Annotated in this window: 25 protein-coding genes; 17 read left to right on the top strand and 8 right to left on the bottom strand. The window is 65.1% G+C overall.

Annotated features, from left to right (window positions below):
• The first annotated feature begins 2 nt into the window (after nucleotides 1-2).
• The 10 genes from FHW58_RS10910 (at nucleotide 3) to FHW58_RS10865 (ending at nucleotide 9538) form a co-directional block, all read left to right on the top strand.
• On the top strand, nucleotides 3-1493 hold the full coding sequence (locus FHW58_RS10910; RefSeq protein WP_179673018.1) for a sugar ABC transporter ATP-binding protein: 1491 nt from the start codon (nucleotides 3-5) through the stop codon (nucleotides 1491-1493).
• Nucleotides 1471-2472: an ABC transporter permease gene (locus FHW58_RS10905; RefSeq protein WP_179673017.1), complete on the top strand. Its 1002-nt coding sequence runs from the start codon at nucleotides 1471-1473 to the stop codon at nucleotides 2470-2472. The genes FHW58_RS10910 and FHW58_RS10905 overlap by 23 nt, the downstream gene beginning before the upstream one ends.
• Before the next feature lie 25 nt (nucleotides 2473-2497).
• On the top strand, nucleotides 2498-3448 hold the full coding sequence (locus tag FHW58_RS10900; RefSeq protein ID WP_179673016.1) for a substrate-binding domain-containing protein: 951 nt from the start codon (nucleotides 2498-2500) through the stop codon (nucleotides 3446-3448).
• A gap of 13 nt (nucleotides 3449-3461) precedes the next feature.
• Nucleotides 3462-4517, top strand: a complete 1056-nt coding sequence (locus FHW58_RS10895) for a sugar phosphate isomerase/epimerase (RefSeq protein ID WP_179673015.1) — start codon at nucleotides 3462-3464, stop codon at nucleotides 4515-4517.
• Between the two features lies 1 nt (nucleotide 4518).
• Nucleotides 4519-5673, top strand: a complete 1155-nt coding sequence (locus tag FHW58_RS10890; protein ID WP_229265127.1) for a Gfo/Idh/MocA family protein — start codon at nucleotides 4519-4521, stop codon at nucleotides 5671-5673.
• A gap of 80 nt (nucleotides 5674-5753) precedes the next feature.
• The gene (gene purU / locus FHW58_RS10885; protein ID WP_179673014.1) at nucleotides 5754-6623 is read left to right on the top strand and encodes a formyltetrahydrofolate deformylase; all 870 of its coding nucleotides are present in this window, start codon (nucleotides 5754-5756) and stop codon (nucleotides 6621-6623) included.
• 14 nt (nucleotides 6624-6637) lie between these two features.
• Nucleotides 6638-7180, top strand: coding sequence for a YaeQ family protein (locus FHW58_RS10880; RefSeq protein ID WP_179673013.1), 543 nt, complete (start codon nucleotides 6638-6640; stop codon nucleotides 7178-7180).
• A gap of 95 nt (nucleotides 7181-7275) precedes the next feature.
• Nucleotides 7276-7923 (top strand): EcsC family protein, encoded by a 648-nt coding sequence (locus FHW58_RS10875; protein WP_179673012.1) that lies wholly within the window; start codon nucleotides 7276-7278, stop codon nucleotides 7921-7923.
• Nucleotides 7920-8807 carry a GTPase family protein gene (locus FHW58_RS10870; protein ID WP_179673011.1) on the top strand — a complete coding sequence of 296 codons (888 nt, stop codon included), beginning with the start codon at nucleotides 7920-7922 and terminating at the stop codon, nucleotides 8805-8807. Before FHW58_RS10875 ends, FHW58_RS10870 begins: the two co-directional genes overlap by 4 nt.
• Complete coding sequence (locus FHW58_RS10865) at nucleotides 8807-9538, top strand: GTPase family protein (protein ID WP_179673010.1); 732 nt, start codon at nucleotides 8807-8809, stop codon at nucleotides 9536-9538. Before FHW58_RS10870 ends, FHW58_RS10865 begins: the two co-directional genes overlap by 1 nt.
• Nucleotides 9539-9544: 6 nt before the next feature.
• On the opposite strand, the gene FHW58_RS10860 is transcribed toward FHW58_RS10865, so the two are convergent.
• Complete coding sequence (locus FHW58_RS10860; protein ID WP_179673009.1) at nucleotides 9545-10804, bottom strand: amidohydrolase family protein; 1260 nt, start codon at nucleotides 10802-10804, stop codon at nucleotides 9545-9547.
• A 98-nt stretch (nucleotides 10805-10902) separates the two neighbouring features.
• On the opposite strand from FHW58_RS10860, the gene FHW58_RS10855 reads away from it, so the two are divergent.
• On the top strand, nucleotides 10903-12048 hold the full coding sequence (locus FHW58_RS10855; protein ID WP_179673008.1) for an Rpn family recombination-promoting nuclease/putative transposase: 1146 nt from the start codon (nucleotides 10903-10905) through the stop codon (nucleotides 12046-12048).
• Between the two features lie 9 nt (nucleotides 12049-12057).
• Here the strand turns inward: FHW58_RS10855 and FHW58_RS10850 are convergent, their stop codons facing one another.
• Nucleotides 12058-13503 (bottom strand): NAD-dependent succinate-semialdehyde dehydrogenase, encoded by a 1446-nt coding sequence (locus FHW58_RS10850; RefSeq protein ID WP_179673007.1) that lies wholly within the window; start codon nucleotides 13501-13503, stop codon nucleotides 12058-12060.
• Between the two features lie 128 nt (nucleotides 13504-13631).
• Here FHW58_RS10850 and FHW58_RS10845 point away from each other — a divergent pair, with 128 nt between their 5' ends.
• Nucleotides 13632-14444 (top strand): alpha/beta fold hydrolase, encoded by an 813-nt coding sequence (locus FHW58_RS10845; RefSeq protein WP_229265126.1) that lies wholly within the window; start codon nucleotides 13632-13634, stop codon nucleotides 14442-14444.
• Here the strand turns inward: FHW58_RS10845 and FHW58_RS10840 are convergent, their stop codons facing one another.
• Nucleotides 14445-15215, bottom strand: coding sequence for a head GIN domain-containing protein (locus FHW58_RS10840; protein WP_179673006.1), 771 nt, complete (start codon nucleotides 15213-15215; stop codon nucleotides 14445-14447).
• A 147-nt stretch (nucleotides 15216-15362) separates the two neighbouring features.
• On the opposite strand from FHW58_RS10840, the gene FHW58_RS10835 reads away from it, so the two are divergent.
• Both FHW58_RS10835 and FHW58_RS10830 read left to right on the top strand, forming a co-directional pair.
• Nucleotides 15363-16007 (top strand): SAM-dependent methyltransferase, encoded by a 645-nt coding sequence (locus FHW58_RS10835; RefSeq protein WP_179673005.1) that lies wholly within the window; start codon nucleotides 15363-15365, stop codon nucleotides 16005-16007.
• A 65-nt stretch (nucleotides 16008-16072) separates the two neighbouring features.
• Nucleotides 16073-17191 carry a type IV pilus twitching motility protein PilT gene (locus tag FHW58_RS10830; protein WP_179673004.1) on the top strand — a complete coding sequence of 373 codons (1119 nt, stop codon included), beginning with the start codon at nucleotides 16073-16075 and terminating at the stop codon, nucleotides 17189-17191.
• Here FHW58_RS10830 and FHW58_RS10825 read toward each other — a convergent pair.
• From FHW58_RS10825 to FHW58_RS10810, 4 genes are all read right to left on the bottom strand, one after another.
• Entirely contained in the window at nucleotides 17188-18462 is a 1275-nt protein-coding gene (locus tag FHW58_RS10825; protein ID WP_179673003.1) for a cytochrome c, read from the bottom strand. The two genes, FHW58_RS10830 and FHW58_RS10825, sit on opposite strands and share 4 nt — an antisense overlap.
• A complete protein-coding gene (locus tag FHW58_RS10820; RefSeq protein WP_179673002.1) occupies nucleotides 18459-19199 on the bottom strand; it encodes a c-type cytochrome in 741 nt (246 codons plus the stop codon). Before FHW58_RS10820 ends, FHW58_RS10825 begins: the two co-directional genes overlap by 4 nt.
• A 38-nt stretch (nucleotides 19200-19237) precedes the next feature.
• Nucleotides 19238-19822 (bottom strand): 3'-5' exonuclease, encoded by a 585-nt coding sequence (locus FHW58_RS10815; protein WP_179673378.1) that lies wholly within the window; start codon nucleotides 19820-19822, stop codon nucleotides 19238-19240.
• 76 nt (nucleotides 19823-19898) lie between these two features.
• A complete protein-coding gene (locus FHW58_RS10810; RefSeq protein WP_179673001.1) occupies nucleotides 19899-20378 on the bottom strand; it encodes a ProQ/FINO family protein in 480 nt (159 codons plus the stop codon).
• A 408-nt stretch (nucleotides 20379-20786) separates the two neighbouring features.
• Between FHW58_RS10810 and rpoD the strand changes: the two genes are divergently transcribed.
• From rpoD to FHW58_RS10795, 3 genes are all read left to right on the top strand, one after another.
• Nucleotides 20787-23252 (top strand): RNA polymerase sigma factor RpoD, encoded by a 2466-nt coding sequence (gene rpoD, locus FHW58_RS10805; protein WP_179673000.1) that lies wholly within the window; start codon nucleotides 20787-20789, stop codon nucleotides 23250-23252.
• A 95-nt stretch (nucleotides 23253-23347) separates the two neighbouring features.
• A complete protein-coding gene (locus tag FHW58_RS10800) occupies nucleotides 23348-23908 on the top strand; it encodes a hypothetical protein (RefSeq protein ID WP_179672999.1) in 561 nt (186 codons plus the stop codon).
• Nucleotides 23905-24315, top strand: coding sequence for a GFA family protein (locus FHW58_RS10795; RefSeq protein ID WP_308937270.1), 411 nt, complete (start codon nucleotides 23905-23907; stop codon nucleotides 24313-24315). The genes FHW58_RS10800 and FHW58_RS10795 overlap by 4 nt, the downstream gene beginning before the upstream one ends.
• 49 nt (nucleotides 24316-24364) lie before the next feature.
• Here FHW58_RS10795 and FHW58_RS10790 read toward each other — a convergent pair whose 3' ends face one another.
• On the bottom strand, nucleotides 24365-25408 hold the full coding sequence (locus tag FHW58_RS10790) for a PAS domain-containing protein (RefSeq protein WP_179672997.1): 1044 nt from the start codon (nucleotides 25406-25408) through the stop codon (nucleotides 24365-24367).
• Nucleotides 25409-25461: the final 53 nt, after the last annotated feature.

The following is a 25461-nucleotide window of genomic DNA, read 5'->3' as shown; positions in this document are numbered from 1 at the left end:
GTATGAGCCTGTCCGTACGTTTCCAGCATATCGTCAAGGAGTTCGGCCCGGTGCGCGTGCTGCACGGGGTCGACTTCGCGCTGGCGGCTGGCCGGGTGTATGGCCTGCTGGGCGAGAACGGCGCCGGCAAGTCGACGCTGATGAAAATCCTGGCCGGCTACGAGCTGCCAAGCGGCGGCCAGTTGCTGGTCGATGGCGTCGAGCGGCGCTTTGCCGATGCGCGCCAGGCGGAGGCGCTGGGCATCGCGCTGATCCACCAGGAATTCAACCTGGCCGAGCACCTGACGATTGCGCAGAACATCTTCCTCGGCCACGAGCCGCGCCGGCACGGGCTGCTGGATCTCCAGGCCATGCACGCGGCGGCAAGCGCCTGCCTGCAGCAGGTTGGCCTCGACATCAGCCCCGATACGCGCGTGGCGGACCTGATCGTCGCTGAAAAGCAGCTGGTGGAAATCGCCAAGGCGCTGAGCCGCAAAGCGCGGCTGCTGATCATGGACGAGCCGACCGCCAGCCTGTCTGCCGGCGAGACGCGCAAGCTGTTCGCGCTGATGGCGCGGCTGCGCGCCGAGGGCGTCACCATCATCTACATCTCGCACAAGCTGGACGAGATGGAGCAGCATACCGACGAGGTGGTGGTGATGCGCGACGGCCGTTTCGTCAGCCGCGCGGTCACCGCCGACATCGACCGCCACCAGATGGCCAACCTGATGGTGGGGCGCGAGGTGTCCGACATGTTCCAGCCCAAGCGCTTGCCGGCGGCGGACGCGCCGGTGCTGCTCAAGGTCAGCGGACTGAGCGCGCCAGGCTGGGTGGACGACCTGAGCTTCGAGGTACGCGCCGGCGAGATCCTCGGCTTCGGCGGCCTGGTCGGCGCCGGCCGCACCGAGGCCTTTGAGGCGCTGCTGGGCTTGCGCGCCCGTTCCTCGGCGCAGATCGTGCTGGGCGGCGAGCAGGTCGACATCCGCAATCCGCGCCAGGCCATGCAACACGGCCTGACCTACCTGAGCGAGGACCGCAAGGGCAAGGGCCTGCACGTCAACCTCGGCCTGCGCGAAAACCTGACCATGATGACGCTGGAGCGTGACGCCAGGCCGTGGCTGGACCTGAAGGGCGGACGCGCCGCGCTGGAACAAGCCATCGCGCAATTCGGCATCCGCCTGCGCGATATCGATTGCAAGGCCGGCGCGCTATCCGGCGGCAACCAGCAGAAGCTGGCGCTGGCCAAATACCTGCACAGCGATCCGCGCGTGGTGGTGCTGGACGAGCCGACGCGCGGTGTCGACGTCGGCGCCAAGCGCGACATCTACCAGCTGATCCACAGCCTGGCGGCGGAGGGCAGGGCGGTGATCGTCATCTCCTCCGAACTGATCGAACTGATCGGCCTGTGCCACCGCGTGGCGGTGCTGCGCGGCGGCCGTCTGCAAGCCATGCTGGACCACGACCATCTCACTGAAGAAGAACTGATTTCCCATGCCACCGATACTCACCACTAAACTTCCGTTCACCCTGCCGCTGCTGACGCGCCTGCGCGGCTACGGCCCGGTGCTGGCGCTGTTCCTGCTGTGCGTCGCCGGCGGCCTGCTGAACCCGGACTTCGCCACCCTCGACAACCTGATGAACGTGCTGACGCGCACGGCCTTCATCGGCATCATCGCGGTCGGCATGACGTTTGTGATCGTCTCCGGCGGCATCGACCTGTCGGTCGGCTCGATGGCGGCACTGATCGCCGGCGCCATGATCGTGCTGATGAACGCGGCGGCCGGCGCCGCGCAGCCTGTCAGCCCGCTAGTGACGGTGCTGCTGGGCGTGGCGCTGGCGTTGCTGCTCGGCGGTGCACTGGGCGGCGCGCACGGCCTGCTGGTGACGCGCGGGCGCATCGAACCCTTCATCGTCACGCTGGGTACGCTGGGCATCTTCCGCGCCACGCTGACCTGGCTGTCCGATGGCGGCGCGCTGACGCTGGAGAGCGGCGTGGCCGACGTCTACAGCCCGGTCTACTACCAGAATGTGCTGGGCGTGCCGGTGCCGGTATGGATCTTCCTGCTGGTGGCGGCTGGCGGCGCCGTGATCCTCAACCGCACTGCCTTCGGCGCGCACGTGCAGGCCATCGGCTCCAACGAGCAGGTGGCGCGCTATGCGGCGATCCGCGTCGACCGCGTCAAGGTCTGGACCTATCTGCTGTTGGGCGTGTGCGTGGCGATCGCCACCATCCTCTATGTGCCGCGCCTGGGCTCGGCCACGCCGACCACCGGCATCCTGTGGGAGCTGGAGGCGATCGCTGCCGTGGTGGTGGGCGGTACCTCGCTCAAGGGCGGCTCGGGCCGCATCCTCGGCACGGTGGTGGGCGCCATCCTGCTGTCGGTGATCGGCAACATCGTCAACCTGACCAGCATCATCAGCGTCCACCTGAACGCCGCCGTGCAGGGCGTGGTGATTATCGCCGTGGCCTTCATGCAGCGCGGCCGCCGCTAATTCTTTTCAACACAAGGAAGCTTCTATGATTTCGATGAAACGTCTTGCCGGCGCCTGCGTGCTGGCGCTGCTGGCCGGCACCGCGGCCGCCGCCGAGAAAGTCACGCTCGGCGTGGCGATCCCGACCGCCACCCATGGCTTTACCGGCGGCATCGTCTGGTGGGCCAACCAGGCCAAGAAGGAACTGGAGGCGGCCAATCCCACGCTGAAGATCATCATCAAGACCGCCGCCAGCACGCCGGAACAGGCCAACCAGTTGCAGGACATGCTGGTGGTGAACAAGATCAACACGCTGGTGATCTTCCCGTTGGAATCGGCATCGCTGACGCAGCCGGTGGCGCAACTGAAGAACAAGGGCGTGTACGTGACCGTGGTGGATCGCGGCCTGACCAACCCGGCCGCGCAGAATGCCTATGTGGCCGGCGACAACACCGCCTTCGGCAAGCTGCCGGCGGAATACCTGGGCAAGAAGCTGGGCGGCAAGGGCAATATCGTCGTGCTGCGCGGCATGCCGAGCACGCTGGACAACGAGCGTGTCGATGCCTTCCACGCCGCGCTCAAGGCCTATCCCGGCATCAAGGTGCTGGACACCAAGTACGGCAACTGGAACCGCGACGACGCCTTCAAGGTCATGCAGGACTACCTGACCCGCTTCAAGCAGATCGACGCCGTGTGGGCGGCCGATGACGACATGGCGATCGGCGTGCTGAAGGCCATCGAGCAGGCCAAGCGCACCGACATCAAGGAGGTGTTTGGCGGCGCCGGCTCGAAGAGCGCGGTGAAGAAAATCATCGATGGCGACAAGCTGGTGCAGGCCGACGTGTCCTATTCGCCCAAGTTCATCTACGACGCCATCAAGATGACCGCCACCGCGCGGCTGAAGGGCGAGGCCTTGCCGGCCAAGACCATCATCCCGTCGACGCTGATCACGCGCGACAACGCCAAGCAATTCTACTTCGCCGATTCGCCATACTGAACAGGAGCCGCGCATGAAAACCATCAAGGGCCCGGCCATCTTCCTGGCGCAATTCATGGGCGATGACGTCCCGTTCGACAACCTGGCCAACCTCGTCGGCTGGGCGGCCGGGCTGGGCTACAAGGGCATCCAGCTGCCATGCGATCCGCGCCTGTTCGACCTGGAGCTGGCGGCCGACAGCCAGGCCTATTGCGACGACATCCGCGGCCTGCTGGCCTCGCACGGCTTGCAGGTTTCCGAGCTGTCCACGCATTTGCAGGGGCAACTGGTGGCGGTGCATCCGGCCTACGACGCGCTGTTCGACGGCTTCGCCGCGCCGCGGGTGCGCGGCAACCCGGCAGCGCGCCAGGCCTGGGCCACCGACCAGCTACAACGCGCCGCGCGCGCTTCGCGCCGTTTGGGACTGACGGCGCACGCCAGCTTTTCCGGTGCGCTGGCCTGGCCTTATTTATATCCGTGGCCGCAGCGCCCGGCCGGCCTGGTGGAGGAGGCGTTTGCCGAACTGGCCCGCCGTTGGCTGCCGATCCTCAACGCCTTCGAGGATGCCGGCATTGATCTGTGCTACGAACTGCATCCGGGCGAAGACCTGCACGATGGCGTCACGTTCGAACGTTTTCTCGACGCGGTCGGCGGCCATCCGCGCGCCAGCATCCTGTACGACCCCAGCCACTTCGTGCTGCAGCAGCTGGATTACCTGGCCTTTATCGACATCTACCACGCGCGCATCAAGGCCTTCCACGTCAAGGACGCGGAGTTCCGGCCGGACGGGCGGCAGGGGGTGTACGGCGGCTACCAGGGCTGGACCCAGCGGGCAGGGCGCTTCCGCTCGCTGGGCGACGGCCAGATCGACTTCAAGGCAATCTTCTCGAAGATGGCGCAATACGATTATCCGGGCTGGGCGGTGCTGGAATGGGAATGCGCGCTCAAGCATCCCGAGGATGGCGCGCGCGAGGGCGCCGACTTCATCCGCAGCCACATCATCCGCGTGGCCGAGCGCGCGTTTGACGATTTCGCCGGCAGCGGCGCCAACCTGCGCCAGGTGCGCGCGCTGATGGGACTGGAGAACTGAGATGGCCACACCACGACGACTGAGACTGGGCATGGTGGGCGGCGGCGAAGGCGCTTTCATCGGTGCCGTGCACCGCATCGCCGGCCGGCTGGACGATTGCTACGAACTGGTGGCGGCCAACCTGTCCGGCAACGCCGAGCGGGCGGCGGCCAGCGCCGCCGGCCTGCGGCTGGACCCGGCGCGCAGCTATGCCGACTACCAGACCATGGCGCGCGCCGAAGCGCAACGGCCGGACGGCATCGACGTGGTGGCCATCGTCACGCCCAACTACCTGCACGCGCCGATGGCGACCGCCTTCCTGGACGCCGGCATCCACGTCATCTGCGACAAGCCGCTGGCCATTTCGCTGGCCGAGGGCGAGACGCTGGCGGCACTGGCGCGTCACCATAACAAGGTATTCGCGCTAACCCACGTCTACGCCGGCTATCCGATGGTGCGCCACGCGCGCGCCATGGTGGCGGCCGGCGAGATCGGCGAGGTGCGGCTGGTGCAGGTCGAATACGCGCAGGACTGGCTGGCCGAACCCGCCAACCAAAGCGCGGAATTCCAGCGCACCAACTGGCACAACGATCCGCGCCGCGCCGGCCCCAACGGCTGCCTGGGCGATATCGGCAGCCATGCCTACCATCTGGCCGGCTACGTCAGCGGCATGCTGCCGGACGAAGTGCTGGCCGAACTGCACGCTTTCACGCCCGGCCGCGTGCTGGACGACCACGTGCAGGTCATGCTGCGCTACCCCAACGGCGCGCGCGGCATGCTGTGGAGCAGCCAGATGGCAACCGGCTGCGAAAACGGCCTGCGCCTGCGCGTGTTCGGCAGCAAGGCCAGCCTGGCGTTTTCACAGGAGGAGCCGAACGAGCTGTGGCTGACGCCGCAGGGCGGTTGCGCCCAGCGGCTGACGCGCGGCCGGGTGCGCAGCGAGGCCGCGCTGGCGGCCACCCGCGTGCCGTCCGGCCATCCGGAAGGCTACCTGGAGGCGTTCGCGCAGCTGTACCGCGACGCCGCCGCGCACATCCACGCGCTGGACGCCGGCCAGGCGCCGCCCGCGCTGGCCTGCGCCATGCCGGACGTGAACGATGGCGTCGCCGGCCTGCGCTTCATGGCGGCCGTGATGGAAAGCCATCGCCAGGGCTCGCGCTGGCTGCGGTTTGCGTAAGCCAGGCATTTGCAATTTTTGTCAACCCCGGCCAGCCGTGCGACAATAGACATCTTTTGTCCAACTTTCTCACGGCAGTCATGAGCAATCCCGAATACATCCTGACTCTCTCTTGCCTGGATCAGCGCGGCATCGTGCATCGCGTGTCGGGCTTCCTCGCCGACCACGGTTGCAACATCATCGACTCGGCCCAGTTTGGCGACAGCGAATCGAAGCTGTTCTTCATGCGCGTGCATTTCGCGGCCGAAGACCAGAACATCAACGATGATCTGCTGCGCGCCGACTTCAGCCTGCTGGCCGCCGACATGAAGCTGGACTGGGAACTGCGCGACGCCCACTACAAGCCGCGCGTGATGCTGATGGTGTCCAGGATCGGCCACTGCCTGAACGACCTGCTGTTCCGCTACAAGAGCGGGCTGCTGCCGGTGGAGATTCCGGCGATCGTGTCGAACCACATGGACTTCTACCAGCTGGCTGCCAGCTACAACATCCCGTTCCACCACCTGCCGCTGGCCGCCGGCGCGCCGCTGCAGGACAAGCTGGCGCAGGAAGCCAAAATCATTGAGCTGATGAACACGCACAAGATCGACCTGGTGGTGCTGGCGCGCTACATGCAGATCCTGTCGCCGGGCCTGTGCGCGGCGCTGAAGGGCAAGGCGATCAATATCCACCACTCGTTCCTGCCGAGTTTCAAGGGCGCCAAGCCGTACGCGCAGGCGCACCAGCGCGGCGTCAAGCTGATCGGCGCCACCGCGCACTTCGTCACCGGCGACCTGGATGAAGGCCCGATCATCGAGCAGGACGTCGAGCGCGTCGATCACGCGATGGACGCGGAAACCCTGTCGGCGATCGGCCGCGACGTCGAGTGCGTGGTGCTGGCGCGCGCGGTCAAATGGTTTGTCGAACACCGCATTTTGCAGAACGGCGAGAAAACCGTCGTATTCAAGTAATTCAAGAGATTCACATGGCACTCAAAGCAACCATCTACAAAGCAGAACTGTCGATTGCGGACATGGACCGCAATTACTACGAAACGCATCAGCTGACGCTGGCGCGCCATCCGTCCGAAACCGACGAGCGCATGATGGTGCGCCTGCTGGCCTTCGCCATTCACGCCAACGAGGCGCTGACGTTCACCAAGGGCCTGTTCGATGTCGAAGAGCCGGACCTGTGGCAGAAAGACCTGACCGGCGCCATCGAACTGTCGATCGAAGTCGGCCAGCCGGATGAGAAAGTGATCCTGAAAGCCTGCGGCCGCTCCGAGCACGTCTACGTGTACAGCTACGCCGCCACCAGCCACATCTGGTGGAAGGGCCTGGCCAACAAGGTCGAGCGCTGCAAGAACCTGACCGTGGTGGACCTGGACGCCGCCGCCACCGAGCAACTGGCCGCCATGGCGCAACGCACGATGCAGCTGCAATGCACCATCCAGGACGGCCAGATCTGGCTGACGGACGGCGCCAGCACCGTCGAAATCGCCCGCACCGTGCTCAAAGCTGAGCGTTAACGAAGCGTTTTCAATTATCGTGATTTTTCGTTAGTTTTCCCCAAGGAACTTTGGTTATAATCATCTCAAGTTTCTTTTGGGGAATAATGAGGATTATGGCAAAGGCGCTCACTGAAGGCAAAATTATGGCGGCCCTCGATTGGGCTTACGATAAGGCGGTCAACGGCGTAGCCGGTCTGGATTCGGCCGACGAGCTGGCGAACGATTATCTAAAACAGGACGGCACGCTGGAGGATCAGGTTAATTCGCTGATCCGCTGGCAAAACACCAAGGCCGGAACCTCCGGCTTCCTCAGCGGTCTTGGCGGCGTGCTCACCATGCCAATCACCATCCCTGCCAATATCACCAGCGTTATGTATGTCCAGATTCGCATGATCGCCGCCATCGCCAAGATGGGCGGGCACGATCTGCAGCAAGACCAGGTTAAGTCGCTGGTCTATGTCTGCCTGCTTGGGAATGGCGCCAAGGATGTGTTGAAGGATATCGGCATTGTGGTAGGGCGCAAGCTGACCGAAAACGCGATCAAGAATATCAGCGGCAAGACTATTACCGCGATCAACCAGAAAGTCGGCTTCCGGCTGTTAACCAAGTTCGGGGAGAAGGGGGCCATCAACTTGGGCAAAGCGGTCCCGTTGTTGGGCGGCCTGATCGGCGCCACGTTCGACTCGGTTACCACCAACACCATCGGTAATGTTGCGCGTAATACGTTCATTCCATCTCACCCTGCGGAAACCATCAAATGAAAAAAGATTCGATCAATATTCTTGAGCTGTTGCAAGAGCTAGACAGTGGCTTCACAGACGAACAGAAAAAACGCATCGAGAAAAAAATCGACGAGCTGCTCTCGTATACCCCTCGTATCGGTGTGTTCGGCAAGACGGGCGTAGGCAAGTCTTCCTTGTGCAACGCGCTATTTGGCGAGGACATCTGTGAGGTGTCGGACGTCGAGGCTTGCACGCGTAGCACACAGGACGTGATCCTGAAGATGGGTAAGGGGAAGGGCATCACGCTGATTGATGTGCCAGGCGTCGGCGAAGATCAGCGACGCGACGAGGAATATTCGGCGCTCTACCAGAAATTGCTGCCAGAGCTGGATGCCGTGCTGTGGGTGCTAAAAGCGGACGACCGCGCCAATTCGGTTGATCTTGAGTTCTACAACAATGTTGTCAAACCTCAGTTACAACAAGGTAAGCCCTTTATCGTGGTGCTGAATCAGGTCGATAAAATAGAACCGTTCCGTGAGTGGGATGAAGCAGCGCGGCGCCCTGGTCCCAAGCAGGCTAGCAATATAGACGCCAAGATCTCGGTGGTGGCGGCCAATTTTGGCTTGAAAAAATCGCAGATCATGGCCGTCTCGGCCGAAGAGAAATTTGGTTTGAGTGGCCTAGTCGATGAAATTATCTTCTCGCTGCCAGACGATAAGAAGCTGGCGGTGGCGCGCGAGGTAGCGGCTGAAAACCTGTCAGCAGCTGCGCGCGCGGAAGTTAAAGAATCCACCACCAAGGTAATTGGCCGGGTGATTTCCGGTGCGACCAAGGGGGCGGCCCTCGGTGCCAAATTTGGCGTCCCCGGCGCCATCGTCGGCGGCCTGATCGGCGGTATTGGCGGATTCTTCGGTATCTGGTGATGAAGCCCGCGCTGGCGTGCACCGTCAAGCTTATCCGTTCGATTGACGACCTGGTGTCCCACTGCGACGCCTTCAATTTTTTGCAGGACGGGCTGCCGATGCCGGCCTCTGCGTCTCGATGGCGTCGCGGCCGCGAAGTGTCGGAAGATCTGCAGGTGATCGTGATGGGTAAATCCGGCTATGGCAAGTCGACCACACTCAATAGTCTGATTGGCGAGGTTGCCTTTGATACCAGCGATACCGAGGGCTGTACCCGCATCATGCAGTCGGTGGAATTCAAATTCCCCTCTGCTGTGGGCCTGCATTATTTTTCGTTGGCCGATTTGCCCGGTATCGGAGAGAATCCGCAGCTCGACGCGGAATACATTGAACTCTATCGCGCCGCGCTGGAGAAAGCCCATGCGGTGATTTACTTTATGCGGGCCGACCAGCGCGACTACGCTGTCGACGAGTGGGTTTTCGGCGAACTGTTTCAACAGCGCGCTGAACGCGCCAAAGTGATCGTCGCGTTGAACGCGATCGACAAAGTCGAGCCGTTGAATCGTCGGCAACCTGTGGAAATCAGCGTGGATCAGTGGAACAACGTCGACCTGCGCATCGCCGGTATCAGCAAGAAGCTGAAACTGGCGACGACAGCGATTGTTCCTATCTCGGCAACAGCACAGATCAATACGCACCGGCTCGTGGCAAGGTTAAGTAAATTGTTGCTGCCGCACATGCAGCCCGGGTAACGCTACTTACTTCACCACCGCGCCGCCCTTCATCACCCACTGGACCTGTTCCAGTGCGCGCACATCCTTCAGCGGCTCGCCGTCCACGGCGATGAGGTCGGCGTACTTGCCGGCCTCGATGCTGCCCACCTTGTCGCTCCAGCCCAGCAGATCGGCCGCGTTGACGGTGGCGGTGCGGATCGCCTGCGCCGGTGTCATGCCCAGTTTGACCAGCACGGCGAATTCGCGCGCGTTGAGGCCGTGCGGGTAGACGGCGGCGTCGGTGCCGAAGGCGATCGGCACGCCGGCCTTGATGGCCTTGCCGATGTTGATGCGCGCCTGCGGCAGCACCACCTTGGCCTTGTCCAGCAGCGGCTTGGGCAGCTTGATCGCCTCGGCGTTGTCGATCAGCCAGTCGCCCAGGTACAGCGTGGGCACCAGGTAGGTCTTGTGTTCCTTCATCAGCTTGATGCCTTCGTCGTCGATGTAAGAGCCGTGCTCGATCGAGTCGATGCCGGCCAGCACCGACAGGCGGATGCCGTCGCCGCCGTGCGCGTGGGCGGCGGCCTTGCGGCCGAGGCGGTGGGCGTCGCCGATGATGGCTTTCAGTTCTTCCAGCGTGTATTGCGAGGTGCGCGGGTCGTCGCCGAAGGACAGCACGCCGCCGGTGGCGCAGATCTTGATGACGTCGGCGCCGTACTTGATGTTGCGGCGCGTGACCTTGAGCGCCTCGTCAACGCCGTCGGCCACGCCGAGCGCGCTGGTCTTGTATTCCGGCGCATGCATGGTGTCGTCGCAGTGGCCGCCGGTGATGCCGAGCGGCGGGCCGGAGGCGAGGATGCGCGGGCCGGGCACCTCGCCGTCGTTGATGGCGTCGCGCAGGCCGATGTCGGTATAGCCGTCGGCGCCGACGTCGCGGATGGTGGTGAAGCCGGCGCGCAGCGTGGTCAGGGCGTTGTGGGCGCCGGTCAGCGTGATGCGCGGGATCGATTTGGCGATGATGCCGTAGCCGGCATCTTCCGGGCGGCCGGTGATGTGGGTGTGGCTGTCGATCAGGCCGGGCAGCAGGGTCTTGTTGCCGAGGTCGATGATGGTGGCGCCGGCCGGGATGGCGAGGTTGCCACCGGCGGCGGTGATGCGCTCGCCGTCGATCAGCACCACGGCGTTGTCGATCAACGTGCCGTTGCGCACGTCGACCATGTGCGCGGCCTTGACGGCGGTGATGCCGGCGGCGCTGGCCGTGGCGGCGCAGGCGAACAGGAGGACGGATGAAACGATCGCTTTCAAGTGTATTTCTCCTTCTTGTGAGGTTTTGTTGAGGAGCGCCAAACCAGGCCCGTCACCAAGCGTACTCGGCAACGGGGGCGAAAGCTAGAATATTTTTCATGAACGCCCGCGCCGACAATCTGTACAAGCAGTTATTCGCCCATCCGGAAATCGTGCGCGACCTGGTGGCCGGTTTTCTCAGCGCAGATTGGGCGCGGGGCTTGACGGTGGAGGCGCTGGAACGCGTCAACGCCAGCTATGCCAGCGATCACGGCCAGGCGCGCCATGACGATGTGGTGTGGCGGGCGCGGATTGGCGGCGAGTGGGTGTATGTCTACATTCTGCTGGAATTCCAGGCGCGGCCGGATAAGTGGATGGCCTTGCGCATGCAGGTCTACGTGGGCTTGCTCTACCAGGATCTGGTGGCGCAGCATAAGCTCAGCAAGCATGGCAAGCTGCCGCCGGTGCTGCCGCTCGTGCTGTATCACGGCCGCAGTCCCTGGCGCGCCGCCACCAGCTTGACCTCGCTGATGTTGCCGGCGCCATTTGGGCTGGAGCGCTTTCAGCCGGGCCAGCAATATCTGCTGATCGACCAGCACCACGGTACCGCGCGGGCCGATGTCGTCAGCCTGTTGTTCCGCTTGCTGGATGCCGCCACGGATCCGGAACTGCGCGAGGCGCTGGATCTGCTGGCGGAGCGCATACGGGAGCGTGACATGGACGCGGTCCGTGACCGCCTGACGCGCTGGATTCAGTTCACCTTGCAGGACGCCGCAGTGGAGACTAGCATGGATCTTGAGGAGGCATTCACCATGAAAATGCGCAGAAAATTCTCATACGACGAAATGTTCGACCCCGGAATGTTTGAACGTCCGATCGCCAAGGCACGCGAAAAAGCAATTGTGGAAGGACTGCAGCAAGGGCGGGAAGAGGGATTGAAGCAGGGACTGCAGGAAGGCCTGGAGCAAGGCTTGGAGCAAGGCTTGGAGCAAGGCCTGCAACAAGGTTTGGAGCAAGGCCTGCAACAAGGTTTGGAGCAAGGTCTGGAACGTGGCCTGGAGCAGGGGCTTGAACGTGGCCTGGAGCAGGGACGCCGCGAAGGGCAGCGGCTGGCGCTGCGGAGTTTGGTGTGTAGCTTGATTGGTGACGCGATGCCACCCGAAGTGGCGTCGCGTGTTGCAGTCGCCGATGTGGATCAGCTGAACCGCTGGATCAGGGCGCTATTTGATGGCGCCAGCCCCCGGCAGTTGTTTGCCGAGGGCTGAGACAAAAGCTTACACGCCCAGCAGCGATACCGACTTGGTGTTCAGATACGCTTCCAGCGCCTCCGGGCCGCCTTCCGAGCCATAGCCCGAATCCTTCACGCCGCCAAACGGCATCTCGGCGCTCGGGGTGGCGGGCTGGTTCAGCCACAGCATGCCCACCTCCACATTGTGCATCAGCTGATGCGCGTTCTTGATCGACCGGGTGAACGCATAGCCGGCCAGGCCAAACGGCAACCGGTTGGACTCGGCAATCGCCTCATCCAGCGTATCGAAACCGCGTATCGCCGCCACCGGGCCAAACGGCTCGTCGTTGAACACGCTGGCGTTCAGCGGCACATCGGCCAGAATGGTCGGCGCGAAGAAGTTGCCCTCGCTGCCCACGCGCAAACCACCGGTCGCCACATTGGCGCCCTTGGCGCGCGCATCCTCCACGAACTGCGTCATGGCCGCCACGCGGCGCGGATTGGCCAGCGGCCCCAGCGTCGTGCCTTCCACCAGGCCGTTGCCCAACTGCAGACGCTCGGCGTGCGCCACCATCGCGCGGGTGAATTCCTCCTTGATGCTGTTATGCACCAGGAAGCGGGTCGGCGAGATGCACACCTGGCCGGCATTGCGGAACTTGGCGCCGCCGGCTGCTTCCACCGCCAGCGCCACGTCGGCGTCTTCCGCCACGATCACCGGCGCGTGGCCGCCCAGCTCCATCGTCACGCGCTTCATGTGCGCGCCGGCCAGCGCGGCCAGCTGCTTGCCCACCGGCGTCGAACCGGTGAAGGTCACCTTGCGGATCACCGGGTGCGGAATCAGGTAGTTGGAAATCTCGGCCGGATTGCCGAACACCAGGCCTACCGTGCCGGCCGGCACGCCGGCATCGATGAAGCACTGGAACAGCGCGGCCGGCGAGGCCGGGGTTTCCTCCGGCGCCTTGCACAGGAAGGAGCAGCCGGTGGTCAGCGCCGCGGCCAGCTTGCGCACCACCTGGTTGATCGGGAAGTTCCACGGCGTGAACGCCGCCACCGGGCCGACCGGCTCCTTCAGCACCAGCTGCTGCGCCGCCGGATTACGCGACGGCACGATGCGGCCATAGACGCGCATGCCCTCGGCCGCGAACCAGTCGATGATGTCGGCGCCAGCCATCGCCTCGGCGCGCGCCTGGGCCAGCGGCTTGCCCTGTTCCTGGGTCAGCAGGCGGGCGATCTCGTCGGCGCGGTCGCGCAGCAGGGCCGCGGCGCGGCGCAGCGTGGCGGTGCGCTCGAAGGCCGGCACCTTGCGCCAGGCCTCGAAACCTTTCTGCGCCGCGGCCAACGCGCGGTCCAGGTCGGCGATGCTGGCGTGCGCCACGGTGCCGATTTCCTTGCCGGTGGCCGGATTGACGACCGGAAGGGTCTTGCCGCCGACGGCGTCGGTCCACTCGTTGGCGATCAGGAGGCGGACGTTAGGGTAGTTGGTCGTAGTCATGCGAAATCTCCGGTAATGTCTGTCAAGGGCGCCCGTGCCGGCGCCGAATACCCGCTACTTTGCCAGAAAAACGATTACCCCGTGCGACCGCAGCCAATTTCCCTCTTCGCAATGATATATTTCATGCCATGAAAAAACATCTGTTCCAGGCCTGTGTGGCCCTTGCCATGCTGGCCGGCGCTGGCGCCCGCGCTGAACCGCCGGCCGGCCAAAATGCCCTGGCCGGGCCGCAAGTGCGGGTTGACGTCGGCGGCCGCAAGCTCAACCTGTATTGCACCGGCAAAGGATCGCCGACCGTGTTGTTCGAGGCCGATGCTGGCCGCGCTGGCTGGGACTGGTCGGCGGTGCTGCCAGCGGTGGCGGCGCGCACCCGCGCCTGCGTCTACGACCGCGCCGGCCTGGGCGCCAGCGATCCCATCATCCGCGCCGCCACGGTCGCCAACGCCAGCAAGGACTTGAGTTTTCTGGTCAGGAACACCCACCTGGAGGCGCCGTTCGTGCTGGTGGGCGCCGGCTATGGCGCGCTGGTGGCGCAGCAGTTCACCTGGCGCGCGCGCGGCGCGGTGGCCGGCCTGGTGCTGGTCGACCCGCTGCATGAAGACGCGCTGCCGGCCGACCGTGCCGCCCGCCTGGCGGGCGTGCTGGCCTGCCTGAACGCGGTGGAACAGGGCCAGACCGCCGACGGCTGCGCCTATCCGGCCAGCGGCATCAACGGCGAGATCGGCGCGGCGCTGGCGGCGGCCCAAGCCGCGCAAGCGCGCAAGCCCACCTACTGGCGCGCCCGCGCTTCCGAACTGGACAGTCTGGACACCAGCGCGGCCCAGGTGCGCAGCGCCCGCAAGCCGTTTGGCGATTTGCCGGTGGTGGAAGTGGCGCAAGCGCAAGCGCAAGCGGCGGCGATTACCGCCGCCGTGCAGCAATTGCTCGACAAGCTCAACTGATCAGAGCGGGGCGCCACCCAGGCGCTGGATGCTGCCGGAGCCCATGACGCTCTTGCTGATCTGCGGGTCGCCGTAGTAATGGATGTCGCCGGAACCGGCCACGCTCAGGTTCAGCGATTTTTTGGCCCACACGGTGGCCTGGCCGGAGCCGCCGATGCTGACCACGGCGTCGCGCGACTGCAGCTGGCCGACCTGCACCTTGCCCGAGCCGCCGATCGACACCTGCAGGCGCTCGGTGTTGCCGGCCGCCTTCAGGCTGCCGCTGCCGCCCAGTGCGATGGACACCGATTCGCTGTCCATCTGACCGATGTTGACCGAGCCCGAGCCGCCGACGTCGATGGTCAGCTTTTCGCCGCGCAGCTTGTCGGCGCTGACGTTGCCGGAGCCGCCGATGGACAGCTTGTCCAGCGTGCGCGCCATGACGATGATCTTCATGTTGCGGGTGTCGACCCGCAGGTTGTTCTTCGCCGGGCGGATCCGCAGCGTGCCGTCCTCGACCCGGGTTTCGATCAGCGGCTGGAGGTTGTCGTCGGTTTCAACGATCACGCCTTCGGTGTTGCCGAGGCGGATGTCGACGTCGCTGCTGATGCCGATCGACAGCGCGCTGAAGTGGCCGACCTCGCGGTTCTGCTTGACGATCTTGCCGCTGCCTTGCACGCGCTCGCCGCCGCCGAGCCAACTGAGCGGTCCGGCCTGGGCGACCATGACGGGGGCGGCGGCCAGCAGGCCGGCGGAGAGCAGCAGGGAAGTCAGGATGCGGCGGCGGATCATGGTGTTTCTCCTCAAAATCAGTTGTCTTGAGTATGCATGGTACGCAGCCGTGCCGGCGCGCGACACCGCGCTGCGACGGATTGCAGCCTGCGCGGCGCAGAATGCATGCAGCCGGGCCTGGGCTGCGCATGAGGTATCATTCGGCCTATGCTTACCATCACCATCAAACAGGGCAAGGAAAAACGCCTGCTGGCCGGCGACCTGCTGGTCTACGCCACCGCCATCGAGCGCGTCGACGGCCGCCCGCAAGAAAAGAACCAGCCCGGCGCCACCGCCGTGCTCCAGACCTCGTCGCGCCAGTTCATCGCGCGCGCCGCCTGGAACCCGAAATCCGACATCCGCGCGCGCGTCTGGAGCTACCAGCAGGACGAGCCGGTCGACCACGCGATGATGAAGCGCCGCGTGCGCGCCGCCATCGCCAAGCGCGCCGGCAGCGTGCGCGCCGCCGCCCCGACCGACCTGGTGCCGGTGATCCGCGGCGACGAGGACGGCCTGCCGGGCCTGCTGGTGGACAGCTGGGGCGGCACCGCCGGCTACCTGATCTGCCAGTTCCAGTCGGCCGGCGTCGACGCCTGGAAGGTGCCGATCGTGCAGGCCCTGCTGGCCGACACCGGCTGCCCCAACGTCTACGAGCGCTGCGACGAGCTGGTGCGCAAGGCCGAGGGCCTGCCGGTGTTCTACCGGCCACTGGCGGGCGAGGAACCGCCCGAGCATGTGCTGGTCACCGCCAACGGCGAACGCTTCAGTATGGATTTGCGCAACGGTTTCCGCTATCCCAAGCGGCGGGACTGAAAAAGTTTCGGTGTTGCAAGTTTTTCTCTTATAATCATCCGGCATCCACGGAGATTTGAGCAGAGATGGAACACTACCAATCGTCGCAAATTCGCACCCTGAGCTATATCGAGAACGAAGACCATCCGGTGTTCGGCACGCTCGTCGAGCAGATCCTGCACCTGCTGAACTCCAAGCTGATTTTCAGCGATATCCTGATCCACCAGAACAGCCCGTTGATGCTGCGCCAGCCCAAGGGGCTGGTGGCCGTCACCGACTCGCCCATCACGCGCGAGGAGTTGCAGGAATTCTTCGAGGTGGTGGAACCGAACTGGGCGGAGCGCATCCAGGACCGCGCCTTCGACCGCGCGGTCGACCTGCACACGGCGCGCATCCGCGCCAACTGCTTCAGCTTCCAGGGCCGCAAGCGGCTCGGTTGCGTGATCCGCCGCTTCCCCAAGGAACCGATGCCGCTGGCCAAGCTGGGCCTGGGTCAGCACGAGCAGAACTTCGCCAAGCTGACCAGTGGGCTGGTGCTGATCATCGGCGACACCTGCCAGGGCAAGTCGACCACCATCGCCTCCATGCTGGACGAGATCAACAAGCACCGCTCCGGCCACATCATCACCATCGAGGACCCGGTGGAAACCCTGATCCCGCAGCGCCAGTGCGTGATCACCCAGCGCGAGGTGGGCGCCGACGGCGACGTCGAGAGCTTTTATCTGGGCGCGCTGGATGCGCTGCGCGAGCGGCCGGACGTGATCGTCATCGGCGAAATCCGCGACGCCCAGACCGCGCAGGAGGCGCTGGCGCTGGCCGAAGCCGGTCCCCTGGTGCTGGCCTCGCTGCACGCGCGCTCGACCGAGCTGGGCTTGCAGAAGATGTTGCGCCTGCTGGGCAACACCGAGGCGCAGGCCCAGGCGCTGGCCCACGCGCTGCGCGGGGTGCTGTGCCAGGCGCTGCTGCCGGCCGTCAAGGGCGAGCGCTACTACCTGGCCACCGAGTGCCTGACCAATAATCCGCAGGTGACCGAGATGATCGCCAATGGCAAGATTTCCAACCTGCGCATCTGGATGGAAGACCAGCCGGGCGAGGGCTGCCACACGATGAACACGGCGCTGCACGCGTTGCTGGCCGAGGGCAAGATCTCGGTGCAGGACGCGCGCAACGCCACCACCGACCGCATCGGCTTCGTCGAGCCTTAATCGAGCGGCACGGCGCGGTAGCGGTTGACGTCTTTGCCGCTGACCGGCGGCGCATTGTTGCCCCACGCGCTGCGCAGGTAGGAGACGATCTGCGCCACTTCGGTGTCGTTCAGCGCGTGGCCGAACGGCGGCATGCTGTGCGGACGCGGATTGCCGGCGGTGGCGGGCGCGAAGCCGCCATTCAGCACGATGCGGATCGGATTGACGGCGTTGGTCATGGTCAGCGCCTGGTTGCCGGCCAGCGGCGGGTCGACCGGCGGCTTGCCGGCGCCGTCCGCGCCGTGGCATGCGGCGCAATGCTTTTCATACAGCTTGCCGCCGGCGGCCAGGAAGCCCACCGCTTCCGGCGCGCTGTCGCGCTCGAATGTCGCCGGCCTGGGCGCGGCCGGCAGCGCTTTCAGGTAGACGGTGATGGCGTGGATGTCGCTGTCGTCCAGGTATTGCAGGCTCTCCCTCACCACTTCCGCCATCGGCCCGAACACCGCCGCGCGCGGCGAGACGCCGGTTTTCAGCAGCGCGGCCAGATGGACTGGCTCCCAGTCGGCGCGCGTGTTGAGCGCCGGCGCGTACCAGCCTTGCGCCGGGATCATGCCGCCGGACAGGGTTTCACCCTCGGTCGCGCCGAGCGGGTTGCGCGCGCTGTGGCAGGCGCTGCAATGTCCCAGCCCTTGCACCAGGTAGGCACCGCGATTCCAGTCCAGCGATTGGCCGGTTTCGGGCAGGAACACTGCCGGCTTGAAGTACAGCACGCGCCAGGCGGCCAGCGCGATTTGCAGGTTGTAGGGGAAGCGCAGCTGGTGCGGCTGGTTGGCCTGGATGACGGCGGGCACCGTTTGCAAATAGGCGTAGAGGGCGTCGGCGTCGTCGCGCGTGATACGGGTGTAGTTGGTGTAGGGGAAGGCCGGGTACAGCAGGCGGCCGTCGCGCGACTGGCCATGGTGCAGGGCGCGCCAGAAGTCGTCGCGGGTCCAGGCGCCGATGCCGGTGTGCTGGTCGGCGGTGATGTTGGGGGCGATGACGGCGCCAAACGGCGTCTGCAGCGCGCGGCCGCCGGCGTAGGGCTGGCCGCCGCGCGCCGTATGGCAGCTCATGCAGTCGCCGGCCTTGGCCAGGTAGGCGCCACGGGCGATGCGCTCGTCGGCCGGGAGCGCGGCGGTGGCGGCCGACGGCGTGCTGGCGGGCGGGCGGCGGAACTGCAGGGCCAGCAGAACGAGGGCGGCGGCGGCGGCGAGCAGCGCGGCGGCAACAACGGCATAAACGATTTTCCTCATTTCGCGCCCCCGCTTGCGTCTCCGCGGGCGCCCGGTGCGCCGGTGGCGGGTGGGTAGCTGCCGCAGGCGATCGGCAGCGGCGTGGGGATGGTGGCGGCGGGGCGGGCGTTGGCGTCCGGGATCTGCTTGCTGAGCCAGGCGGAGAGGGCGGCCACGTCGCTGTCGCTCAGGCGCGCGGCGATGGTGGCCATGCAGTCAGGCGCGGTGGCGCGGCGCGTCTTGTTCTTCCAGTTGCCGAACTGGGCGTTGATGTAGTCGCTGGGCAGGCCCAGCAGGCCAGGTAGCGCCGGCTCGACGCCGGTCAGCGCCGCGCCATGGCAGCTGACGCACGCGGGAATCTGCCGCGCCGCGTCGCCCTGATGCACCAGCAGGTCGCCGCGCGCCACCTGCGCCGCCGACGCGCTGCTGCCGCTGCCGGGCGGTGGCGGCGGATAGGGCGGATGCTGCGCCGCGAAGTAGTCGGCAATCTCGCGCAGATAATCGTCCGACAGGTTGGCGACCATGTAGGTCATCATCGGATAATGCCGGTGGCCGTCACGGAAATGGCGCAACTGGTTGTACAGATAGCCGGCCGGCTTGCCGGCGATGCGCGGAAAGTAGGCGTCGCCGCGCTCCTTGACGCCATGGCAGGACAGGCAGGCGGCGATGCGCTGCGCCAGCGTGTCTGGCGGTGGCGGTGGCGGCGGCGGCGTGGCGGCCAGCGCAGCGGCGAGACCCAGTGCGGCAAAAATCGGCATACCCCTCCTTGTGCAGGCGGCGCATGGCGGCCGCTTGCCTAGGATATACCGGTTTTAGGCGGCTTTGGTAATTTGACAGCCTTGAGTGGCGGCAACTTGTTGCCCTGGCCTATCCAGTGGCGATAGACGCGCAAGGCCACCTGGGCATCGTCGGCCGCGTACAGGATCTGCTTTTCGTTCAGGCGCGGCAGCGCCCAGTTGGTGGTCGAAATCTTCTTTGACTTCTGCAGCTTGAGGCCGAAGAACTTGGCCACTGCTGTTTTCGCGCCCAGGTCGTTGCGCTGGCCCGGCGTGCGCAGCGCCACCGACATGTCGACGATGCCGGCGCAGCGGATATCCAGCTTGGCGTGCAGGCGCTTGACGTCGTCCGACAGGCCAAAGCCAATCTTCAGCGGCAGCGGCCGCTCCAGCACGGCGATCAGCATGGCGCGGATGTGCGGCTCGGTGCTGTCGCCGATCTGCAGCAGGTAGGCCTGCCTGTCGGTGGCGAACTGGATCAGGTGTGGCCCGGTCGAGGTTTCGCCGCGGGTGAAGGTGGGCTTGGATTCGGTATCGAAGCCGATGGCGTCGCACGCCAGCAGGGCGTCGCGCGCGGCGACGGCCTGTTCCGGCGTGACCACCATGCGCACGTCGGCGATGTCGATGCCGATGTACGGCGGCAGATCGTCTTCTGCCGCTGCCGCGGGCTGACGATCCAACTCAGCCCTTCTTGGAGAACTTCGCGGCCAGCTGGTTCAGCTTGTCGGCGCGCACGCGCGCGGCTTCCTCGGCGGCCTTGGCCTCGCGCTCGGCCTTCTTGCGCTCGGCTTCTTTCTTGAAACGCTCCTGCAGCACCTGGGTGGCGTGGGCGCGGTGGGTGTCGGTGACTTCGGCGCCCGGTTTGCCGTCGAGGTCGTGGCGCACCTTGGCTTTTTCCATGACTTTCAGATAACGCAGCGACCCGGTGTGGATGCCCAGCGCGGTGCGCATGGTTTTGCGGTCCAGGTCGGGCATGACCGCCAGCAGCTGCTTGTCGATCCCGATGGCCAGTGGCAGGAAATCGCGGAAAGCAGGGAACTGGGTTTGCAATTGTTTCAGCAGGCTGCGCGGGGTGTGGGCGGCAGGTGCCGGCGCGGAGGCAGCGGTAGCTGGCTCGTCGGCCGGAGGCTGGGGGGTAAGGCTAGTGTTCATCGACTTCATAGGTTAAGCAACAACCGTCAGCATATCATGCGGCCCATCGGATTGCAGTGCCTTTTAGACCACTGTAGCACTTTGCTCATGCTTAGGAAGGGGTTAAGCGCACGCGCGGACGTGCGTCGGCGGCGCAAAACGTGTATAATGCTCGACGCACCAACGGCAGGACGGTGTAATTCAGTTTGGTACAGGATGCGATTCGGATGGTCTGAACTAGGGCTTAGGCCCTTCTCATTTGCCCTTCTCATTCTTCCCTGAAAAGAGAAACAAGCCCGTGGCTGGATGCGGGCTTTTTTTATTCCGCAGAAATTCGTCAGCTAAATTACAACATTTCCACCCATGCGCACCGCTCGCGGTCGGCGCGGGGCGCGCTTTTTTGTCATTTTCCTGACGTATAGCATTGAGAGATTTCTAATGACAAAACCGAAAACTTTAACGTTGTCCGTCAAAAAGCCCGCCGCCCGCGCCAGCGCCGCGCCACTGGTGGTGCCGAAGACGACTCTATCTTATGTGATCGATAATGAAGAGGCAGCGAGCAAAGTTACGGTAGTCAAAAAGAAAACCCGTCTGAGCGCCGCCGCCGACGCCGCCGTGGCCGACGTGCAGAGCGCCGAGCTGGCCGACGCGCCGGCCAAGGCCGTCAAGGTGGCGCGCAAGAGCGCCGCCAGCGCCGTCGCCGACGAGGCGCCGGCGGTGACCGTCAAGGCCGCGCCGAAGTCCAAGCTGGTCAAGGCCAAGGCCGAGCCGGCGCCGGTGCTCGTCACCACCGCGCCGGCCGCGCCGGCCGTCAGCCAGGTGACCGACGCCGCCGCGCTGGCCGCGATCGACACCTCGGGCTACCTGCTGCCGGGCGTCAAGGTGCCGGGCCGCCGCGGCCGCAAGCCGTCCGAATTCACGCCGGAAAACGATGAGGTGGCGGCGCTGAACGCGGTCGAGCGCGCCGAGCTGAAGGCGGTGTCCAAGGCGCGCGAGCGCAAGGCCAAGGGCGACATCCTGGGCATCGATCCGAAGGCCAGCGCCGAGGAGCTGGAGAAGCGCCGTGCCCAGATCAAGAACCTGATCAACATGGGCAAGGAGCGCGGCTTCCTGACCTATGCCGAGATCAACGACCAGCTGCCGGAAAACATCATCGATCCGGAAGCGATCGAAGGCATCATCGCCACCTTCAACGACATGGGCATCGCCATCTACGAGCGCGCGCCGGACGCCGAGGCGCTGCTGCTGAGCGATAACGTGGCCACCGTGACCTCGGACGACGAGGTTGAGGCCGCCGCCGCCACCGCGCTGTCGACCGTCGATTCGGACTTTGGCCGCACCACCGACCCGGTCCGCATGTACATGCGCGAGATGGGCGCCGTGGCGCTGCTGACGCGCGAGGGCGAGATCGAGATCGCCAAGCGCATCGAGGAAGGCCTGAAGGACATGATCCAGGCGATTTCCGCCTGCCCGACCACCATCGCTGAAATCATCGCGCTGGCGGACAAGATCGAATCCGACGAAATGAAGGTCGACGACGTGGTCGACGGCTTTGTCGATCCGAACGAGGCCGCCGCCGCGCCGGCCGTCAGCGCCGCCGCCGAGGACGAGGACGAAGAGGACGTCGAGGACGAGGTCGAGGAAGAAGACGGCGACGCCGGCGGCGGCGCGGCCGGCTACTCGACCGAGCAACTGGCGCAGCTGAAAATCGCCGCGCTGGACAAGTTCGCCTTCATCTCGGCCCAGTTCGAAAAAATGCGCAAGGCCAGCGGCGGCTACGGCTCCAAGGCCTACGTGGCCGCGCAGGAAGCCATCTCGGCCGAACTGCTGGGCATCCGCTTCACCGCCAAGGTGGTCGAGAAGCTGTGCGACACGCTGCGCGGCCAGATGGAAGAAGTGCGTTCGATCGAACGCGCGGTGCTGGACCTGTGCGTCAACCGCTGCGGCATGCCGCGCGCCCACTTCATCAAGGTGTTCCCGGGCAACGAGACGGACCTGGACTGGGTCGATGGCGAAGTCGACGCCGGTTACCCGTACAGCACCGTGCTGGGCCGTAACGTGCCGGCCGTGAAAGAGCTGCAGCGCAAGATGATCGACCTGCAGGTGCGCGTGGCGCTGCCGCTGGCCGACCTGCGCAAGATCAACAAGCAGATGGCGGCCGGCGAGAAGCGCGCCCGCCAGGCCAAGCGCGAGATGACGGTGGCCAACCTGCGCCTGGTGATCTCGATCGCCAAGAAGTACATCAACCGCGGCCTGCAGTTCCTCGATCTGATCCAGGAAGGCAATATCGGTCTGCTGAAGGCGGTGGACAAGTTCGAATACCGTCGCGGCTACAAGTTCTCGACCTACGCGACGTGGTGGATCCGCCAGGCCATTACCCGTTCGATCGCCGACATGGCGCGCACCATCCGCGTGCCGGTGCACATGATCGAGACGATCAACAAGATGAACCGCATCTCGCGCCAGATCATGCAGGAAACCGGCAGCGAGCCGGACCTGGCGACCTTGGCGGTCAAGATGGAAATGCCGGAGAACAAGGTCCGCGAAATCATGAAGATCGCCAAGGAGCCGATCTCGATGGAAACGCCGATGGGCGAGGATGGCGATTCGCAGCTGGGCGACTTCATCGAAGACAACACCACGCTGGCGCCGCTGGACGCCGCGCTGCACGCCTCGATGCGCAACGTCATCAAGGAAGTGCTGGACTCGCTGACGCCGCGCGAAGCCAAGGTGCTGCGCATGCGCTACGGCGTGGAGATGTCGAACGACCACACGCTGGAAGAAGTGGGCAAGCAGTTCGACGTGACGCGCGAGCGTATCCGCCAGATCGAAGCCAAGGCGATGAGCAAGCTGCGCCAGCCGTCGCGCTCGGACAAGCTGAAAACCTTCCTGACGCAGAACTAAGGTGCAGCGAAGTTAAACGAAGCGAAAGGGAGGCCACGTGCCTCCCTTTTTTTCGTGTTAATATTGTAAAATTTAAAACTTTCCATGGCGGAATAATGGATGAGCCACAAGCGCCGCAGCCGCGTCACCGACGCATCCGCGCTGGCGTCATGAGGCGCGTATTGCTGGCGCTGTGCCTGTTGGCGCCGCTGCGCGCCCTGTGCGCGGACGACGCTTGTGCGCGCGGCGAGTCGGCGCCGGTGTTCGGCGAGCGCCAGCAGGGCGTTCAGCATCATCGTTTCACGCGCATTTCCAGCCACGAGGCGCGGGAGACATTGCAACTGACGTCGGGCGAGGCGCTGGAGATCCTGCACGGCGGGTGCGAGTACCTGGTGACAACGTTCCGCTTCAGCGGCGCGGCCGTTCTGGACAAGGGGGCCTCGCGCAAGGAGGCGTACGTGATGGCCGGCCGGTTGATGCGCAGGCTCATCCAACTGAAGGCGGCATCCTGCTTCGATCTTGCGCTGACGGCGCGGGCGCTCGACAACGCCGACGTCCCGTACGAAGCGTCGCTCGATGTGGCGGGCGATGGCGCCGATTTCCTGCTGACACAAGTGCAAGTCAACGCCGCCCGGCGCGGCTTCATCGAAGTGATGTTGTTCAAGGGGCCGCTATGACGATATTAATCGATCAGGAGAGCATGATGAGCGACAGTGGAGAGTTGCACGGAAGCTGCTTATGCGGTGGTATCCGCTATCGGGCGGCGTTGCCGGTCTTGCACGCGAGTCACTGCTATTGCACCATGTGCCAAAAGCAGCATGGCGCCGGGGCGGGCTCGTATGCCAACGTGGCCAGCGCCGGCTTCGTGATTGAGCAAGGCGCGGACCTGGTCACCGAGTATGCCTCTTCAGATGAGGGGCGTCGTGGTTTCTGCCGCGTGTGCGGCTCGAATATCTTCTGGCGCAGCACGCGCGCGCCCGACCGCATCGCCGTCACGCTCGGCACGTTGGAGCCGGAATACGCCGGCCACGTGGAGCGTGAACTGTACACCGACACCAAACCCGCCTGGCTGCCGCACGCATGAGCAACTGCGCCAGTGCGTGGTCGCTGAAGCGAGCGGTGCCGGCACCAGTTTAAGTCGGGAGCTGAATTTCCAGTGTGCCGTCGCGGAAGGCGAGTTCGCCGTTGATGGCGGCCAGGTGCGCACGCATCGGCGTCAGGTCGGGCGGGGCGCCGCGGTGGCCGCTGTGGATGGCGACCGTGGTGCGCGGGTGGCGCAAGTCGAGCGTGATGGCCAGCAGGCTGGCGCTGTCCTTGAGCTGGCTCAGCGCCGCCTGCACGGCGTGAAACAGCGCCGACGTGCGGGGCGCATCGAGCGTGGCGCTGTCGTTCAGTATCCGCAACTGGTAGGGCAGGCCATGACGCTGCTTGATTTGCTGCAGTTGCCATTCGATGGCGGCCGCCAGGCCCAATTCCAGCGTGGCCGGATGCAATTCGTTGATGACCTCGCGCACGGCGGCGATGCTGGTGTTGAGCGTCTCCAGCGCCTGCGCCGCGCGCGCGTGCAGCCGCGGCTGGTGGGCGCGGGTGCGGCCGTGCAGCAGGTCGATGTCCAGCTTGAGGGCCAGCAGGTTCTGCGCCAGGTCGTTCTGGATGCCGAGGGCGATGCGGCGGTGCTGGTGGGTGGTGGCGTCCTGCTGCTGCAGCACGGCCGCCAGGGCGGTTTCGCTGCGCTTGCGCCCGGTGATGTCGATGCAGCTGGCGATCAGCAGGTGCGGCCGGCCGTGCGCGTCATAAGTCGGCCGCTTGTGGATCAGCAGCCAGCGCATTTCCGCGCGCCCGCAGTTCCACACCTGCGCCTCGTCGATCCGCGTGGCGCCGTCGCTGAACGCTTGCCGGTCATGTTCGCGCAGCATCGCGACCTGATCGTCCGGCAGCTTGCCGCTGCCATCGGTGCCGGCCACGTCGGCAAAGCGCACGCCCCACAAGGCCTCACAGGCCGGATTCATCATCACCAGCTGTGAACGGGCATTCTTGATGAACAGCGGATGCGGCATCAACGCGATGATGTTGCGCAGTTCGGCCTCGCCGCTCAGCAACGGCTCGCCGGTTTCGGCCTGCAGCCAGCCCATGACCTGGCTAATCTCGACGTACGGTGGGAACGCAAACGGATTCATTTCCGAATTGTAATGTAATTTTGCTACGTGTTGCAATTTTTAAAATAAAACGC

This window comes from Duganella sp. 1224 (assembly GCF_013408245.1).
Classification (GTDB): domain Bacteria; phylum Pseudomonadota; class Gammaproteobacteria; order Burkholderiales; family Burkholderiaceae_D; genus Rugamonas.
This window is presented reverse-complemented; position numbering and strand designations above follow the sequence as displayed.

Coding starts and splice junctions, on each gene's coding strand:
- FHW58_RS10910 (WP_179673018.1), top strand. CDS start 3: ATGAGCCTGTCCGTACGTTTCCAGCATATCGTCAAGGAGTTCGGCCCG.
- FHW58_RS10905 (WP_179673017.1), top strand. CDS start 1,471: ATGCCACCGATACTCACCACTAAACTTCCGTTCACCCTGCCGCTGCTG.
- FHW58_RS10900 (WP_179673016.1), top strand. CDS start 2,498: ATGATTTCGATGAAACGTCTTGCCGGCGCCTGCGTGCTGGCGCTGCTG.
- FHW58_RS10895 (WP_179673015.1), top strand. CDS start 3,462: ATGAAAACCATCAAGGGCCCGGCCATCTTCCTGGCGCAATTCATGGGC.
- FHW58_RS10890 (WP_229265127.1), top strand. CDS start 4,519: ATGGCCACACCACGACGACTGAGACTGGGCATGGTGGGCGGCGGCGAA.
- purU (WP_179673014.1), top strand. CDS start 5,754: ATGAGCAATCCCGAATACATCCTGACTCTCTCTTGCCTGGATCAGCGC.
- FHW58_RS10880 (WP_179673013.1), top strand. CDS start 6,638: ATGGCACTCAAAGCAACCATCTACAAAGCAGAACTGTCGATTGCGGAC.
- FHW58_RS10875 (WP_179673012.1), top strand. CDS start 7,276: ATGGCAAAGGCGCTCACTGAAGGCAAAATTATGGCGGCCCTCGATTGG.
- FHW58_RS10870 (WP_179673011.1), top strand. CDS start 7,920: ATGAAAAAAGATTCGATCAATATTCTTGAGCTGTTGCAAGAGCTAGAC.
- FHW58_RS10865 (WP_179673010.1), top strand. CDS start 8,807: ATGAAGCCCGCGCTGGCGTGCACCGTCAAGCTTATCCGTTCGATTGAC.
- FHW58_RS10855 (WP_179673008.1), top strand. CDS start 10,903: ATGAACGCCCGCGCCGACAATCTGTACAAGCAGTTATTCGCCCATCCG.
- FHW58_RS10850 (WP_179673007.1), bottom strand. CDS start 13,503: ATGACTACGACCAACTACCCTAACGTCCGCCTCCTGATCGCCAACGAG.
- FHW58_RS10845 (WP_229265126.1), top strand. CDS start 13,632: ATGAAAAAACATCTGTTCCAGGCCTGTGTGGCCCTTGCCATGCTGGCC.
- FHW58_RS10840 (WP_179673006.1), bottom strand. CDS start 15,215: ATGATCCGCCGCCGCATCCTGACTTCCCTGCTGCTCTCCGCCGGCCTG.
- FHW58_RS10835 (WP_179673005.1), top strand. CDS start 15,363: ATGCTTACCATCACCATCAAACAGGGCAAGGAAAAACGCCTGCTGGCC.
- FHW58_RS10830 (WP_179673004.1), top strand. CDS start 16,073: ATGGAACACTACCAATCGTCGCAAATTCGCACCCTGAGCTATATCGAG.
- FHW58_RS10825 (WP_179673003.1), bottom strand. CDS start 18,462: ATGAGGAAAATCGTTTATGCCGTTGTTGCCGCCGCGCTGCTCGCCGCC.
- FHW58_RS10820 (WP_179673002.1), bottom strand. CDS start 19,199: ATGCCGATTTTTGCCGCACTGGGTCTCGCCGCTGCGCTGGCCGCCACG.
- FHW58_RS10815 (WP_179673378.1), bottom strand. CDS start 19,822: ATGGTGGTCACGCCGGAACAGGCCGTCGCCGCGCGCGACGCCCTGCTG.
- FHW58_RS10810 (WP_179673001.1), bottom strand. CDS start 20,378: ATGAAGTCGATGAACACTAGCCTTACCCCCCAGCCTCCGGCCGACGAG.
- rpoD (WP_179673000.1), top strand. CDS start 20,787: ATGACAAAACCGAAAACTTTAACGTTGTCCGTCAAAAAGCCCGCCGCC.
- FHW58_RS10800 (WP_179672999.1), top strand. CDS start 23,348: ATGGATGAGCCACAAGCGCCGCAGCCGCGTCACCGACGCATCCGCGCT.
- FHW58_RS10795 (WP_308937270.1), top strand. CDS start 23,905: ATGACGATATTAATCGATCAGGAGAGCATGATGAGCGACAGTGGAGAG.
- FHW58_RS10790 (WP_179672997.1), bottom strand. CDS start 25,408: ATGAATCCGTTTGCGTTCCCACCGTACGTCGAGATTAGCCAGGTCATG.